We start from the raw sequence: 14,631 nt of genomic DNA on the forward strand, positions 1-14,631 counted from the left end.
GAAATATCCGCGCCATGACTACCGACCACCGCCGCGAACACGACCTGCTCGGTGACCGGGACGTGCCTGCCGCCGCGTACTGGGGCATCCACACGCTGCGTGCCACCGAGAACTTCCCGATCACCGGCACAGCGATATCCGCGTACCCGCATCTGATCAACGCCCTCGCGGCGGTCAAGGAGGCCGCGGCCCGCGCCAACCAGGACCTCGGGCTGCTGCCCGCAGGTCAGGCGGATGCCATCGCGGCTGCCTGCCAGGAGATCAGGGGTGGCCGGCTGCACGACCAGTTCGTCGTCGACGTCATCCAGGGCGGGGCGGGCACCTCGACGAACATGAACGCCAACGAGGTGATCGCCAACCGGGCCCTGGAGATCCTGGGACACGCGAAGGGCGACTACGCGCACCTCCATCCCAACGAGCACGTCAACCTCAGCCAGTCCACCAACGACGCCTACCCGACGGCTCTCAAGGTCGCCACGATCACCGCCGTGCACGAGCTGCGCGACGCGATGACCGTGCTGCGCGAAGCGTTCGCCGCCAAGGCGGAGGAGTTCCGCGGCATCCTGAAGATGGGCCGCACCCAGCTCCAGGACGCCGTGCCCATGACGCTCGGACAGGAGTTCTCCACGTACGCGGTGATGCTGGAGGAGGACCGCAGCCGGCTCGCGGAGGCCGCACTGCTCGTGCACGAGATCAACCTCGGGGCCACCGCGATCGGCACCGGCCTCAACGCCCCCGCAGGCTACGCCGAGACAGCCCGCAGCCACCTCGCCGCCCTCACGGGTCTGCCGCTGGTGACCGCGGTCAACCTCGTCGAGGCCACCCAGGACTGCGGTGCGTTCGTCCACCTTTCGGGCGTCCTCAAGCGCATCGCCGTCAAGCTCTCCAAGAGCTCCAACGACCTGCGACTGCTCTCCTCCGGCCCGCGCGCCGGGCTTGCGGAGATCAACCTGCCGCCGGTCCAGGCGGGGTCCAGCATCATGCCCGGCAAGGTCAATCCGGTGATCCCCGAGGTCGTCAACCAGGTCGCCTTCGAAGTCATCGGCAACGACGTCACCATCACCATGGCCGCCGAGGCGGGCCAGCTCCAGCTCAACGCCTTCGAACCGGTCATCCTGCATTCCCTCTCGGAGAGCATCACCCACCTGGGTGCCGCCTGCCGCACCTTGGCCGAGCGCTGCGTGTCCGGCATCACCGCCAACACCGGCACACTGCGCGCGAGTGTGGAAAACTCCATCGGCCTGGTCACCGCGCTCAACCCGCACATCGGCTACACGGCCGCCACCGATATCGCCAAGGAAGCGCTCGCCACCGGCCGCGGCGTCGCGGAACTCGTCCTGGAAAAAGGGCTGCTCCCGGCCGACCGGCTCGCCGCCCTGCTCCACCCGGCCAAGGTCGCCAACTCCAGTGTCGTTTCGTGATCTGTCCAGCAGGTTCGTCGACAGACGGTCGTCGGCCGTGGATGCGGCGAGCTGCCTTCCGATGCCGCGTTCGAGGACACTGACGCATCGGTCAGCACGGATCCGGGATAAACCGTGAGCTTTTTCAGTGTTGTCGCTCCGGGGTGAGGACGCTGAAAGCGCTCCGTGTACCGCCGCGGTTGACGCGAACGTCGTACCAGTGCTGGATGCCACATTCCCGACCTGGGGCCTAGTGTCACGAAGCAGCGAGCGCCACGAGGATCGGTCACGGATTGCGAGGAGGCCCCAGGTGGGTGACGGTGACTACCGCGACGCACAGACTGCGTGCCATCAAATCCAGCGCCTGTCGGACGACCATTGGCACGCCTTGGACACGCCCTGCCGTGCCATGGACGACAACGCTTGGGTCGGTCCGGCTGGTCGCCTCTTCAAGGACGAGGTGAACGGGCTACGACGCGAGTTGCAGACACAGCTGACCAAGGCAGTGCAGGACGCTGACGACAAACTCCATTCGCTGCCGAGGCAGCCATGACCGATCCCACAGCGAATCCCGCTTTCTCCGGCATCAAACTGCCCGTCTTCGATGATCTGGTCACCAGCCATACGCGGGCCGCGCCCGCACTCGAACAGCTTGCTCACGACTTATGGGCGGAGCTGAACAAGCTGGGAGTCGACACCTCCCCTGCTCTGCGGATCCGCACGCTGGCTCAACGGTTGCATTCTCATTCGACCGAACTGCAAAGACGGCAGCGCCAAGTGCATGAACTCCAACAGGGCGGCGGCACGCAGCACTGCACCACTTCGGGCATCTTCTGGGAGCTGAAAGAAGTCTCCCTCCCTACCCCCTCGCCCCAACCCGGTCAGCCGCCTCCGGACCTGGCGGAGCTTTCCTACGAGCTCATGAGTGCGAACCTGCTGCCCCGTCGTGGAAGGTTGCGTGCGGACGGCACACCGTTCTCCCGTGCGGAGGACGCGGTCCTGAGTTGGATGGAGGTATACAGAGAAACCATCCTCCAGGAAGCCGCGAGGTGGCGCATCTCCCCGAAGGCGATCGTCGCCGCCATCGCGTGGGAGGCGATCGATAACCCGCAGCCGTTCCGTCACCCGATCCCCGCTGGTTCAGGACTGGGCCGGATTCACCCCCGGCTCGCCCGCTGGGCAACCGGCCCCGGAAAAATTCACACCGACTTCCCGCTGGTCAAGCAGATCGAGGCCCGAGGCTACCTCCCTCCGAGGAGCCTGGCGGAGCGCGAATCGATACTCAGCACCGACGAAGGGTCGATCAAATACATCGCTGCGATCATGGGAGCGTTCGCCGATGTCGCAGAGCAGGACGGACGTCACAACATCCGTAACCATGTCCCCATGCTCACTCAGTTGTACCAGGGCTGGGACTTGAGGAAATGGGAAGAAGAACTCCGCCACAAGCCGGACGGTGAAAAACCCGGCTGGGGAGACGACATGGCCGAGTGGGCAGAGAAGAACCCTGAATTCCTGACCGCAGCCCTGGAGAAGCAACCTGGCCCCACACCCACCTTCCCCGCCCCGGCCCCACCCGCGCCGACACCCGGGCCCAGCCCCGCGCCTCGCTGAGGTACTGGAGCCACTGGAGTACCAGGCGAGCGTGGTCCCCTCGCGGGACGCGTCCGGCGGATCACGCGTGCCCCGCGCCTGGGTGAGCACCGAAGGGGCGCGGGGCTGTGTCATTCATGCGGCTCCGCCGCGATGGGGGTCCCGCTGTTCTGGGCCCTCCCGGCCGGAGGCTGGGGGGGGAAGCCGAGAACTCGGGGGTCCGACCGGCCTCCCCGCTCGAAGAGCTGCGGGGAGCACCCCGCACCCCGCACCCCGCACCCCGCACCCCGCACCCCGCACCCCGCACCCCGCAAAATACAGTCAGGGGCACCCCGTGCTCAGCACCAGAGGAGCGAGCGCTCATGTCCCCGTCCAGCGCGGTGCGCGCTTTTCCGCGAAGGCGCGGGGGCCCTCCTGTGCGTCGGTGGAGGTCAGCATGGCCCGGTAGCGGGGGAGGTTCGTGTTCCGCATCGTGGCGTAGGCGTCCTCGACGCCCAGTTGCTCCGTCGCGCGCAAGACTTCCTTCACGGCCGCCACCGCCAGGGGTGCGCCCTCCCGGATGGTGTGCGCCAGGGTGAGCGCCCTCTCCAGCGCGGTGTCCGGCCCGTCGACAACCTGGTTCACCAGTCCCCACCTGGCCGCCTCCACCGCGTCCAGCCGCCGGCCGGTCAGCAGCAGCTCCGTTGCCACGGCGCGCGGCAGCCTGCGGGGCAGCCGCAGTACTCCGCCGGAGTCGGCGATCATGCCGACCTTCACCTCGGGGAGGGCGAATTCCGCGTGGGCCTCCGCCACGATCAGGTCGGCGGCCAGGGCGAGTTCGAAGCCGCCGCCCAGTGCGAGTCCGTTCACCGCGGCGATCACCGGCTTGTCCAGGTCGAACAGCTCGGTCAGCCCGGCGAACCCGCCGGGTCCGTGATCGGCGTCGATGGCCTCGCCCCCGGCCGCCGCCTTCAGGTCCCAGCCCGCCGAGAAGAACCGCTCCCCCGCCCCGGTGACCACCGCGGCCCGCAGCGTTCCGTCCTCGCGCAGCCGGTCGAAGCCCTCGTACAGGGCCTGGCTGGTGGCTGCGTCGATGGCGTTGGCCTTGGGCCGGTCCAGCGTGATCACCAGTACGCCGTCCTGTACGTCCAGCCGTACGGGGTTCATGGTGCTCCCTTTCGTTGTTCCCGTTCGCTCAGGTGTGGCGCGGCGCGCCTGATCAGTACGTCCGCGGCGATCGCGCCCCGGCCCTCGGGCAGCACCAGCAGCGGGTTGACGTCCAGTTCGGTGACCTGGGGGTGGTCCCGTACGTAGGCGGCGACGGCCTGGACGGCGTCGACCACGGCGGGTACGTCGCCCGCCGGGCGGCCCCGGAAGCCGCGCAGCAGCGGCCACACGCGCAGGGAGGACAGCGCGGCTTCGATCTCCTCGCGCGTGGCCGGCAGCAGCAACGTGGCGGTGTCCCGGACCAGCTCCACCAGCACGCCGCCAGCGCCCAGGGTCAGCGCGGGGCCGAAGGCGGGGTCGTGGTGTACGCCGACGAGGAGTTCGGCGACGGCGTCCGGCACCATCCGCTCGATCAGGAACCTGTCGGCGAGCCCCGCCATGGCGGATACGGCCTCTTCCACCGCCGCCTCACCGGCCAGTCCCAGGCGCACGCCGCCCACCTCGCTCTTGTGCGCCATGTCAGCGGCGAGAGCCTTGGCGACGACGGGAAAGCCCAGTTCGCGGGCGGCCCGCGCGGCCTCGCCGGGTGCCGCGACGGAGCTGTCCGGGACGGGCACGCCGTACCCCGCCAACTCCCGCTTCCCGGCGTACTCGTCCAGCGTCTCGCCGCCGTCCAGCGTGTCGCCGTCGTCCGGCGTCTCCTCGTCGTCCGGCGTCTCGCCGTCCCGTACGGGCTCATGAAGCGGCGGGCCATGTGGCGGCAGCGTCCGGTCCGCCGTGCGCCGGGCGGTACCGATCCGGTGGGCCGCGGCGATGGCCCGCACGCCGTCCGCCAGCCCTTGGAGGGGGACGATGCCCTGCGACATCAGCCGCTGGGCGACCGGTTCGGGCACTCCTTCTGGCAGCGAACCGACCACGCAGGCCGGGGCGCCGGTCCGGCGCTGTGCTGCCACGTAGGCGTCCAGCGTGATGGTCCAGGCGCCGTCCTCGCACCGGTCGGCGCGTGGCAGGTCGAGCAGCAGCAGGTTCACGTCGCAGTCCGCGCCGAGGAGCGCGGTGAAGCACTCACGCTGCGCGCGGAAATCGCCCCAGATGTAGGTGTGGTAGTCGAGCGGGTTGCGTACATGCACCTGCTCGCCCAGCACCTCATGCAGCCGCGCGACCAACTCCTGTGGAAGCGAGGGGAGTTCGACCCCGTGCCGCTGCGCGGTGTCCGCCAGCAGGGCGGCCTCGCCGCCGGAGCAGCTCGCCGAGGTGATCCGGGCACGCTCCGGAGAGGCCGGGCCTCCACTCACCGGCCCGCTCACCCGTCCGCTCACCGGCCCGCTTATCCGCCCGCCCAACGGCCCGTGGACGTGCAGCAGCTTCAGCGTCTCCACGAAGGTGCCGATCTCCTCCACCCGCGCGACGCCGGTGCGCTGGAACAGGGCGTCGCACAGCACGTCCGAACCGGCGAGGGAGCTGGTGTGGCTCATGGTGGTCTGCGCGCCCAGCGCCGAGCTGCCCGCCTTCAGCGCCACGACGGGTACCCCGCGCCGCAGCGCGGACAGCGCCGCGCGGGCGAAGCCGACGGGGTCAGCGATCCCTTCCAGGTGCAGCCCGATGGCGGTCACGCGCGGGTCTTCCAGCAGGGCCTCGATCAGCTGCGGGGTCCCTGTGACCGCACCGTTCCCGGAGGTGATCAGGTAGGCGAGGGGGAGCGCGCGGCGCTGCATGGTGAGGTTCTGGCCGATGTTGCCGCTCTGGGTGATGACGGCGACGCCGCTGTCCGTCCGGGCGCCGCCGTGCTGGTCGGCCCACAGCGCCGTACCGTCCAGGTAGTTGAGGACGCCGAGGCAGTTGGGCCCGATGACCGGCATGTCACCGGCGGCGGCGCGCAGCGCGTCCTCCAGCGCGGCGCCGCGCGGCCCGTCCTCGGCGAAGCCGGACGCGTGGCACACGGCCCCGCCGGCGCCGCGCCCGGCGAGTTCGCCGAGGATTCCCACGGTCGCCTCCGCCGGTACGGCGAGGAACGCGGCGTCCGGCGCCGCGGGCAGCTCGCCCGTGCCGCGGTGACACGGCAGGCCCTCGATGTGGTCCCGGCGGGGATGTACGGGCCACAGCTCGCCCTCATATCCGACGGCGCGGCACTGGCGGATGGCCGCAGCCGCCGACTCGCCGCCGTACACCGCTATATGACGAGGCCTCAGCAGGCGGTTCAACGGGCGGGCCCGAGGGTGAGGGGCGCCCGGCGTCATCAGGCGCCCAGGGGACGCAGCAGGGAGCGGGAGATGATGTGCCGCTGGATCTCGCTCGTGCCGTCCCAGATGCGCTCGACACGGGCGTCACGCCAGTAGCGCTCGATGGGCAGCTCGGCCATGAGTCCCATGCCGCCGAAGGTCTGGAGCGCCTGGTCGGTGATGCGGCCCAGGGCCTCGGAGGCGTACAGCTTGGCCATCGCCGCGTCGCGGTCGGTCATGGTGCCCTGGTCCTGCTTCCAGGCGGCGCGCAGGGTCAGCAGTTCGGCGGCCTCCAGCTCGGTGGCCAGGTCGGCGAGCGGGAAGCTCACGCCCTGGAACCGGCCGATGGGCTGCCCGAACTGCTCGCGTTCGGCGGCCCAGTCGAGGGTGAGGTCGAGCACGCGGCGGGCCCGGCCGATGCTGGTGGCGGCGACCTGGAGGCGGCTGGCGCCGAGCCACTCCCCCATCAGCGCGAAGCCCTGGCCCTCCTCCCCCAGCCGCTGGGCGGCCGGGAGCCGGACGTCGGTGAAGGTCAGTTCGCACTGGTGGTAGCCCCGGTGCGACACGCACCCCGAGCCGCGCCGCACCTCGACACCGGGTGCGTCGAGGTCCACCAGGAAGGCGGTGATGAGGTTCTTGGTGCCGCGCGCGGTCTCCTCGGTACCGGTGGCCGCGAACACGATGGCGAAGTCGGCCATGTCGGCGTGCGAGATGAAGTGCTTGGTGCCGTTCAGCACGTACGCGTCACCGCCGTCCCCACCGTCACCGCCGTCCCCGCCACCGGAATGGCCGCCCCCGGAATCGCCGTCACTGCCCCCGGTACCGCCGCTTTCGTGTACGGCGCGGGTGCGCATCGAGCGGACGTCGGAGCCGGCGCCCGGCTCGGTCATGGCGAGGCAGTCGTGCCGCTCGCCGCGCACGGCGGGCAGGAGGTAGCGGGTGCGCTGCTCGCCCTCGCACGCTTCGAGGATGTTGCTGGGGCGGGCGACGAGCATCTGGAGGGCGAAGCTTGTCTTGCCCAGTTCGCGCTCGACGAGGATCATGCTGACTGCGTCGAGTCCGCCGCCGCCGATCTCCTCCGGCATGTTCGCCGCGTACAGCCCGGCGCCGATCGCCTTCTCGCGGATGGCGCGGGCCAGTTCGGGCGGTACGTCGTCGAGTTCTTCGACCTCGTCGGCGTGCGGGTCCAGTTCGGTCCGCACGAACTTGCCGACGGTCTCCACGATCATGCGCTGCTCGTCGGTCAGCTCGAAATCCATGTTCTTCCTCTCCTCAGCTGGCCGTCCGGTCCTCAGCTGGTCCGGCGGTTGGCCCGGCTGCGGTCGCCGGGTATGCCCATGGGTCTGCCGACCACTTCGGGTACGGGCAACGCGTCGTGCGCGGACTGGATCTCACCGAGCCGGCGCAGGAGTTCCCCGGGGATGGGGCAGGCGCGCGCCTGCTCCGTGTCGACGTGCAGCAGCAGCTGCTCGGCCGTGGCGAGCAGGGTGCCGTCGGCACCGTGCCGCATTTCGTGGAAGAGGTGCACCCGCTTGGTGTCGTGGTCGAGCAGCCGCAGCGTGAGCCGGAGCGGCTCCCCCTCGGCGGCCTCGCGCTTGTTGTGCAGGTGCGTCTCCACCGTGTAGAGGGACCCGCCGTTCGCCCGGTACTCCTCGTCGATGCCGAGGTAGCGGAAGAAGGCGTCGGAGTTGTCGCCGAAGACGAGCAAGTAGCACGACTCGCTCATGTGCCCGTTGTAGTCCACCCACTCCGGCCGTACCGGAGTGGCGTGCAGCTCCAGCGGCGCCGGCACGGGCGCCGCGTCGTCCCACGGCCGGTGGCCCGTTCCCTCGTACGGAGTGACCACGCGTGCCGGGTTCTCTGCCATCGGGTTCTCTGCCATCTGTCCACCCTGAGATCCTGGCGTGCATCGCATAATGTGCGATGCGCGTTCGCATTGTGCGACGCTACGAGGCGACTTTCCGGCACGTCAAGTACCGCGACCACCCGCGCGGGGCACAGCGAGCCACGGCGATCCCCAGCGAGGCGGACGACTACGCTTCCCGGAACGGACGAGTGCCGGACGGACGAGGCCGGAGCGGACGAGGAGAGCGGAGACAACGGAAATGGACACGGCGCACGCCCCGGACGCTCTGGACGAGCAGGGCACTTCGGGCAGACAGGGCGCCTTGGACGAACAGGGCGGGACACGCCCTGGCGGGGGCCGCGTACAGGCGCTGGAGCGGGCCATCGCCCTGCTCAACGCCGTCTCGGCGAGCGCCCCCGAAGGCCGTCCCGTCGCCGAACTGGCCGCCGAGTGCGGCCTCAACCGGGCTACGGCCTGGCGGCTGCTGGCCACCCTGGAACATCACGCGATGGTCGAACGGGACCCGGCCGGCAACCGGTACACCATCGGCTCCGCGATCAGCCGCATGGCCTCGACCGCGAGCGTGGAGGGGCTGATCCGCCGCTCCCACGACGTGCTGGAGCGGCTGTGCCGGGACACCGGTGAGACCGCGAACCTCGCCGTCGCCCAGCGGCTCGGCCTCACCTACGTCGACGAGGTGGTACCGCCCGCCGTGCTCAGCGCGCGCTGGCTCGGCCGCCAGGTCCCGATCCACGCCACCTCGGCCGGCAAGGCGCTGCTCGCCTGGCAGACGGCCGGGGAGGTCGAGGCGCTGCTCTCCGGCCCGCTGGCCGAGTACACCGAGACGACCCGCACCGACCGGCAGGCCCTGCACACCGAACTCGCCGAGGTCCGCGCCCAGGGCTACAGCGTCAGCGTCGGCGAACTCGAACCCCAGCTCTACGGGGTCGCCGCTCCCGTCCTCGACGCGGACGGCCACCCCCTCGCCGTCGTCAGCGTCTGGGGCCCACGGGACCGCGTCACCGAATCCCGCTTCGCGGAACTCGGCGCACGGGCCCGGCAGGCGGCCCACGAAATCCGCGAACGCCTCGCGCCGGGCTCGTAAGGCCCGGAGCCGGCCGGACCCCCGTCACTCGGCCCCGGCCCCGGCCGAAGGGAAGTAGAAACTCACTTCCCGTCGGGGAAACTTGTCCGCACTGGAAGCTCGAGCGGACCTGGCCTGGCTCATGAACGCCCGCCGCAACGTCGGTCGGAGGCTGCGCGTGATCGCTCCTGGCGTCGAGTACGTCTTGTCCACGGCGCGGCATGTTCGTTATCACCACCCGGCCACCTCTCGTCGGCCACCGGCCACCGTGGGGAGGTGCGGGCTCAAGCGGGTACGGTCACGTGCGCAGAGCGTGCGTCCGGTGCGCTGAGCGGGATTCCGGTCCCTCCCTTGCGCACGGCGATGATCTCCGCGGCGATCGAGACAGCGGTCTCCTCGGGCGTACGGTCCCCGAGGTCGAGTCCGATCGGCGACCGCAGCCGCGCCAGCTCCGCCTCGCTCATGCCGATGTCCCGCAGGCGCTGGTTGCGGTCCAGGTGCGTACGGCGCGACCCCATGGCTCCGACGTACGCGACAGGCAGCCGCAGCGCCGATTGGAGCAGCGGCACGTCGAACTTCGCGTCATGGGTGAGCACGCACAAGGCGGTGCGCCCGTCGACCTCCGTTCCCCGCAGATAGCGGTGCGGCCAGTCCACCACGATCTCGTCGGCGTCAGGGAAGCGCTCCCGCGTGGTGAAGACGGGGCGCGCGTCGCACACGGTGACGTGGTAGCCGAGGAGCTTGCCCGCGCGCACCAACGCCGCCGCGAAGTCGATCGCCCCGAACACGATCATCCGGGGCGGCGGCAGACTCGACTCGACGAAGACCGTGAGCCCGCCCGGGCAGCGGGAGCCGTCCTCGGAGAGTTCGAGCGTTCCGGTGCGGCCTGTGCCGAGCAGGGCGCGTGCCTCGTGCGCCACGGCCTCGGCAACCCGGCCACCACCATCGCCGAGCGTTCCCGCGTGCGGCCCCTCGGCGGGTACGGCCAGGGCCCCGCCCACGAGTTCGGCCGGCCCACGGACCACCCGGGCGAGGGCGACGCCGTCGCCCCGGGCCGCCGTTCGCAGGGCCGTCGCGAATGCCTCGCGCTGCGGCGCCCGCGCTCCCACCGGAGTGACCAGGATGTCGATCACTCCCCCGCACGTCAGCCCGACCGCGAACGCGTCCTCGTCGCTGTAGCCGAACCGTTCGAGCACCGGCTCGCCGTCCGCGAGCGCCTGTCCGCACAGTTCATGGACGGCGCCTTCGACGCAGCCGCCGGACACCGAGCCGATGACGGTCCCCTCTCCGTCCACCGCGAGAGCGGCACCCGGACCACGAGGGGCGCTGCCGGAGACGGCCACGACCGTGGCGACGGCGAAGGCACGGCCGTCCTCGGCCCACTTCGTCAACTCCCCGGCGATGTCAAGCACGTCGCTGCTCTGTGGCCGCGAGCACCCGGTCAGGGCGGATGGGCAAGTTCCGCTGCCGGACGCCCGTCGCGTGCCACACCGCGTTGGCGACGGCAGCGGCGGCGCCCACGACGCCGATCTCACCTACCCCCTTGATGCCGACCGGGTCGCCCGGGACGGGGTCGTCCACCCAGTCCGCCTCGACGCGGTCCACGTCGGCGTTGGCGGCGAAGTGGTAGCCCGCGAGGTCGGCGCCGACGATGCCGCCCGAGGTCTGGTCCCGCAGCGCTTCCTCGTGCAGGGCCATGGAGATGCCCCAGATCATCCCGCCGGTCAACTGGCTGCGCGCCGTGAGCGGGTTGACGATACGGCCCGCGGCGAACATGCCGAGCATGCGCCGCACGCGTACCTCGCCGGTCGCGGTGTCCACGGCGACCTCGGCGAACTGGGCTCCATAGGAGTGGCGCTCGGCCGGTGCGAGCGCGGCGAGAGCCTCGGCGCTGTCCGAGCGCACGGTGAGGCCCTCCGGCGGGATGTCCACGCCGAGCGCGAGGCGCTCCCTGATTTCCCGGGCGGCCGGTGTGATGGCCCACACCCAGGAGCTGGTGCCCGCCGAGCCGCCCGCCACCCACGCGAGCCCGAAGTCGCTGTCCGCGATGCGGACCTGGACCCGTTCGGGCTCGACGGCGAGTGCGTCGGCCGCGACGAGGGTGAGCGCCGTCCGGGCTCCGGTGCCGATGTCGGCGGCAGCGATCCGGACGGTGAACGTTCCGTCGGCCCAGGCCGTGACCGCCGCCGTGGACGGGAGCGCGAACGCGTGGAAGGTGGCGGCTGCGGTGCCGGTGCCGAGCAGCCACCGTCCTTCGCGGCGCAGTCCGGGCCGGGGATCACGGTCGGCCCAGCCGAACCTGCGGGCGCCCTCCTCGAAGCAGCCGATCAGGTTGCGGCCCGCGAACGGCAGTCCGGTCACCGGGCCTGTCTCGGGTTCGTTGCGTACCCGCAGGGCGATCGGGTCGACACCGCACTTCTCAGCGAGTTCGTCGAGCGCCGACTCCAGGGCGAAGGCCCCGGGGGCCATACCCGGTGCGCGCATGGACGTCGGGGTGGGGACGTCGAGGTGGACGACCCGGACGTCGGTGTGGTGCGCTTCGGCGTCGTACAGGGACCGGCCGGCCGCGGCGGCCGGCTCGGCGAAATCGTAGACGGCGGAGGTCCGGCTGACGGAGCGGTGCTCCAGCGCGCGCAGCCGGCCCTCCGCGTCGGCGCCGAGCCTGACCCGCTGCGCGGTGGGGCTGCGGTGGCCGGTGAGCGTGAACATCTGCCGGCGGGTCATCGCCACGCGGACCGGCCGCCGCAGCACGGTGGCCGCCATCACCGCCGCCACCTGGTGCACCCGGACGGTCTTGGAGCCGAAGCCCCCGCCGACATGTTCGGAGCGGACCCGTACCGCGGCCGGATCGAGCGAGAACAGGTTCGCGAGGTCCGCCGCGACCCAGGCGGCGCCCTGGTTGGAGTCGACGACCTCCAGCCTGCCGTCGTCCCAGCGCGCTGCCGCCGCATGCGGTTCCATCGGGTTGTGGTGCTCTTCGGGGGTGGTGTATTCCGCGTCGACGACGAAGGCGGACGCGGCGAGCCCTGCCGCCAGATCACCCTTGCCCGTTGTCGGGGGCATGACGCCGCCCATCGGCTGGGCGTCGGAGCGGTCCCCGGCGAACGCCGCGTCGTGCGGCTCCTGTTCGTAGCGTACGACCAGCGCTTCGGCGCCTGCCCTGGCCTGCTCGGGCGTCTCGGCGACGACAAGGGCGACGGGCCAGCCCTCGTGCGGCACACGGTCGTTCTGGAAGGCGCCGACGGTCGGGTCGGGCACCATGCCCATGATGCTGCCGTAATCCGTGCGGACGCGCGGCGCGTTGTCATGGTGCAGTACGGCGAGGACACCGGGCATCGCGAGCACGGCGGCGTCGTCGACGGCGCGGATGCGGCCACGGACGATGGTGGACAGCACCAGGCTGCCGTGGGCGAGTTCGGCGAAGGGGATGTCGGCCGCGTACCGCGCGGCGCCGGTGACCTTGTCCCGTCCCTCGACGCGGGTGTGCGCGGTGCCGACGGCGCCCTTCGCCTGTGTACGTTCGGGAATGGTGGAGGTCATCAGGCCTCTCCCTCCTCGGCGAGCTCGGTCAAGGCGGCCACGGTGAGATTGCGCAGCAGCGTCACCTTGTAGCCGTTGTGGGCGAGCGGCCTGGCGTCCGCCAGCTCGGCGTCCGCCGCGGCGGCGAAGCTCTCGGCGTCGGCCGCCTCCCCACGCAGGAACTCCTCGGCCTTCCGTGCCCGCCAGGGCCGGGACGCCACGGCGCCGTAGGCCAGCCGCACCTCTCGTACGACACCGCCTCGCACATCGAGTGCCGCGGCGATGGACCCGACGGCGAAGGCGTACGAGGCGCGCTCGCGCACCTTCCGGTAGCGGGACCGGGCCGCGACGGGAGCAGGAGGCAGCGTGACACCGGTGATCAGCGCACCCGGCGGCAGCGCTGTCTCCTTGTGCGGGGTGTCGCCCACCGGGAGATGGAAGTCGGCGAGCGCCGACTCGCCCGGTCCCTGCGCTGTTTCATACGTCACGACCGCGTCGAACGCCGCGAGCGCGACCCCCATGTCGGAGGGATGCACGGCCACGCAGTGCTCCGAGGCGCCCAGGATCGCGTGGTTGTGGTGCTCGCCGGCGATCGCGGGGCAGCCGCTGCCGGGCTCCCGCTTGTTGCAGGGCCGGCTGAGGTCGGTGAAGTAGCCGCAGCGGGTGCGTTGCAGCAGATTGCCGCCGACCGTGGCCATGTTGCGCAACTGCCCCGAAGCCCCGGCCAGGACGGCCTGAGCCAACGCCGGGTAACGGCGGCGGACGTCGGGGTGTGCCGCGAGGTCGCTGTTGGTGACGGTCGCGCCGATGCGCAGGCCACCGTCGTCCGTGGGCTCGATGCCGTCGAGCGGCAGCTCGCGGATGTCGACGAGCCGCTCCGGGCGCTCGACGCCGGCCTTCATGAGGTCGACGAGATTGGTACCGCCACCGAGGAAGCGGGCCCGCGGATCGGCGTCCAGCAGTGCTACCGCGCCTGCGGCATCGGTCGCCCTCCGGTAGCTGAACTCCCTCATGCCGCCGCCTCCTCGTTCGCCTCGCGCTCGGCCGCAGGGTGCTCGGCCGCGGCATGTCCGACAGCCTGAACGATCGACACGTACGCGCCGCAGCGGCACAGATTGCCGCTCATCCGCTCCCGGATCTCCTCGGGCGAGAGCGGCGGCGGACCCGCTTCGGGCCGTACGTCGCCGGTGACGGCGCTCGGCCAGCCGGCCGCGTGCTCCTCGATCACGCCGATGGCCGAGCAGATCTGCCCAGGAGTGCAGTAGCCGCACTGGAAGCCGTCGAAATCGAGGAACGCCTGCTGCACGGGGTGCAATTCGCCCTGCTCGGCGAACCCTTCGATGGTGGTGACCTCCCGCTCTTCGGTGCCGATGGCGAGTTGCAGACAGGCGACGGACCTGCGGCCGTCGACAAGGACGGTGCAGGCTCCGCACTGACCGTGGTCGCAGCCCTTCTTGGTGCCGGTCAGATCGAGGCGCTCGCGCAGGGCGTCGAGCAGGGTGGTGCGGTGGTCGACGGTCAGCGCGTGCTTCTCACCGTTGATGTGCAACGTGATGGCACTCTGCGTCGACGAGTCGGAGGAGTCGGGTGGATTCATGGTCGGCCCTCTTTAACGTGCCCGGAGACAGGAGTCCGAGAGGTGGTGGCCGGTGGCCCGAGAGGTTCGGGATGCCGGATGAGACGGTGCGGGAGGGAAGGCGGGTGCGTAGTTGCCGTCGCGTGGTACTCGTCCGCTGTAACCACCGGTACAGTGATCCAAGCGGACAACTGTCCGCTACCAGGGAAACGTACCGGACGGTTGTCCGGTACGCAAGAGAACTCAGC

12 protein-coding genes are annotated in these 14,631 nt (G+C 71.1%); 4 read left to right on the plus strand and 8 right to left on the minus strand.

Annotation, left to right across the window (positions count from 1 at the left end):
- Positions 1-14: 14 nt before the first annotated feature.
- The 3 genes from aspA (at position 15) to OHB04_RS08075 (ending at position 3,014) form a co-directional block, all read left to right on the plus strand.
- Positions 15-1,421 (plus strand): aspartate ammonia-lyase, encoded by a 1,407-nt coding sequence (gene aspA / locus OHB04_RS08065; protein WP_326807145.1) that lies wholly within the window; start codon positions 15-17, stop codon positions 1,419-1,421.
- Between the two features lie 289 nt (positions 1,422-1,710).
- Positions 1,711-1,953, plus strand: coding sequence for a hypothetical protein (locus OHB04_RS08070; protein ID WP_326687020.1), 243 nt, complete (start codon positions 1,711-1,713; stop codon positions 1,951-1,953).
- Positions 1,950-3,014 carry a hypothetical protein gene (locus OHB04_RS08075; protein WP_326687021.1) on the plus strand — a complete coding sequence of 355 codons (1,065 nt, stop codon included), beginning with the start codon at positions 1,950-1,952 and terminating at the stop codon, positions 3,012-3,014. Before OHB04_RS08070 ends, OHB04_RS08075 begins: the two co-directional genes overlap by 4 nt.
- A 339-nt stretch (positions 3,015-3,353) precedes the next feature.
- On the opposite strand, the gene OHB04_RS08080 is transcribed toward OHB04_RS08075, so the two are convergent.
- The 4 genes from OHB04_RS08080 to OHB04_RS08095 all read right to left on the minus strand — a co-directional run bounded on the left by OHB04_RS08080 (position 3,354) and on the right by OHB04_RS08095 (position 8,240).
- The gene (locus tag OHB04_RS08080) at positions 3,354-4,139 is read right to left on the minus strand and encodes an enoyl-CoA hydratase-related protein (RefSeq protein ID WP_326687022.1); all 786 of its coding nucleotides are present in this window, start codon (positions 4,137-4,139) and stop codon (positions 3,354-3,356) included.
- Entirely contained in the window at positions 4,136-6,307 is a 2,172-nt protein-coding gene (locus OHB04_RS08085; protein WP_326807146.1) for an acetate--CoA ligase family protein, read from the minus strand. The genes OHB04_RS08080 and OHB04_RS08085 overlap by 4 nt, the downstream gene beginning before the upstream one ends.
- 68 nt (positions 6,308-6,375) lie before the next feature.
- Positions 6,376-7,617 (minus strand): acyl-CoA dehydrogenase family protein, encoded by a 1,242-nt coding sequence (locus OHB04_RS08090; RefSeq protein ID WP_326807147.1) that lies wholly within the window; start codon positions 7,615-7,617, stop codon positions 6,376-6,378.
- A gap of 32 nt (positions 7,618-7,649) precedes the next feature.
- Positions 7,650-8,240: a thioesterase family protein gene (locus OHB04_RS08095; protein WP_326687025.1), complete on the minus strand. Its 591-nt coding sequence runs from the start codon at positions 8,238-8,240 to the stop codon at positions 7,650-7,652.
- 223 nt (positions 8,241-8,463) lie between these two features.
- Between OHB04_RS08095 and OHB04_RS08100 the strand changes: the two genes are divergently transcribed.
- Positions 8,464-9,309, plus strand: coding sequence for an IclR family transcriptional regulator (locus OHB04_RS08100; protein WP_326807148.1), 846 nt, complete (start codon positions 8,464-8,466; stop codon positions 9,307-9,309).
- A gap of 263 nt (positions 9,310-9,572) precedes the next feature.
- On the opposite strand, the gene OHB04_RS08105 is transcribed toward OHB04_RS08100, so the two are convergent.
- Genes OHB04_RS08105 through OHB04_RS08120 form a run of 4 tightly spaced genes read right to left on the minus strand, consistent with a single transcriptional unit; the run spans position 9,573 to position 14,404 of the window.
- Positions 9,573-10,700 carry an XdhC/CoxI family protein gene (locus tag OHB04_RS08105; RefSeq protein ID WP_326807149.1) on the minus strand — a complete coding sequence of 376 codons (1,128 nt, stop codon included), beginning with the start codon at positions 10,698-10,700 and terminating at the stop codon, positions 9,573-9,575.
- Positions 10,693-12,828: a xanthine dehydrogenase family protein molybdopterin-binding subunit gene (locus tag OHB04_RS08110; protein WP_326807150.1), complete on the minus strand. Its 2,136-nt coding sequence runs from the start codon at positions 12,826-12,828 to the stop codon at positions 10,693-10,695. The genes OHB04_RS08105 and OHB04_RS08110 overlap by 8 nt, the downstream gene beginning before the upstream one ends.
- Positions 12,828-13,820 carry an FAD binding domain-containing protein gene (locus tag OHB04_RS08115; protein ID WP_326687029.1) on the minus strand — a complete coding sequence of 331 codons (993 nt, stop codon included), beginning with the start codon at positions 13,818-13,820 and terminating at the stop codon, positions 12,828-12,830. Before OHB04_RS08115 ends, OHB04_RS08110 begins: the two co-directional genes overlap by 1 nt.
- Positions 13,817-14,404: a 2Fe-2S iron-sulfur cluster-binding protein gene (locus tag OHB04_RS08120; RefSeq protein WP_326807151.1), complete on the minus strand. Its 588-nt coding sequence runs from the start codon at positions 14,402-14,404 to the stop codon at positions 13,817-13,819. The genes OHB04_RS08115 and OHB04_RS08120 overlap by 4 nt, the downstream gene beginning before the upstream one ends.
- Between the last annotated feature and the right edge of the window lie 227 nt (positions 14,405-14,631).

This window comes from Streptomyces sp. NBC_01775 (assembly GCF_035917675.1).
GTDB lineage: Bacteria > Actinomycetota > Actinomycetes > Streptomycetales > Streptomycetaceae > Streptomyces.

What these genes read in the sequence shown, in the direction of transcription:
- OHB04_RS08100 (WP_326807148.1), top strand. Translation starts at nt 8,464, where the DNA reads ATGGACACGGCGCACGCCCCGGACGCTCTGGACGAGCAGGGCACTTCG.
- aspA (WP_326807145.1), top strand. Translation starts at nt 15, where the DNA reads ATGACTACCGACCACCGCCGCGAACACGACCTGCTCGGTGACCGGGAC.
- OHB04_RS08110 (WP_326807150.1), bottom strand. Translation starts at nt 12,828, where the DNA reads ATGACCTCCACCATTCCCGAACGTACACAGGCGAAGGGCGCCGTCGGC.
- OHB04_RS08115 (WP_326687029.1), bottom strand. Translation starts at nt 13,820, where the DNA reads ATGAGGGAGTTCAGCTACCGGAGGGCGACCGATGCCGCAGGCGCGGTA.
- OHB04_RS08095 (WP_326687025.1), bottom strand. Translation starts at nt 8,240, where the DNA reads ATGGCAGAGAACCCGATGGCAGAGAACCCGGCACGCGTGGTCACTCCG.
- OHB04_RS08120 (WP_326807151.1), bottom strand. Translation starts at nt 14,404, where the DNA reads ATGAATCCACCCGACTCCTCCGACTCGTCGACGCAGAGTGCCATCACG.
- OHB04_RS08075 (WP_326687021.1), top strand. Translation starts at nt 1,950, where the DNA reads ATGACCGATCCCACAGCGAATCCCGCTTTCTCCGGCATCAAACTGCCC.
- OHB04_RS08080 (WP_326687022.1), bottom strand. Translation starts at nt 4,139, where the DNA reads ATGAACCCCGTACGGCTGGACGTACAGGACGGCGTACTGGTGATCACG.
- OHB04_RS08090 (WP_326807147.1), bottom strand. Translation starts at nt 7,617, where the DNA reads ATGGATTTCGAGCTGACCGACGAGCAGCGCATGATCGTGGAGACCGTC.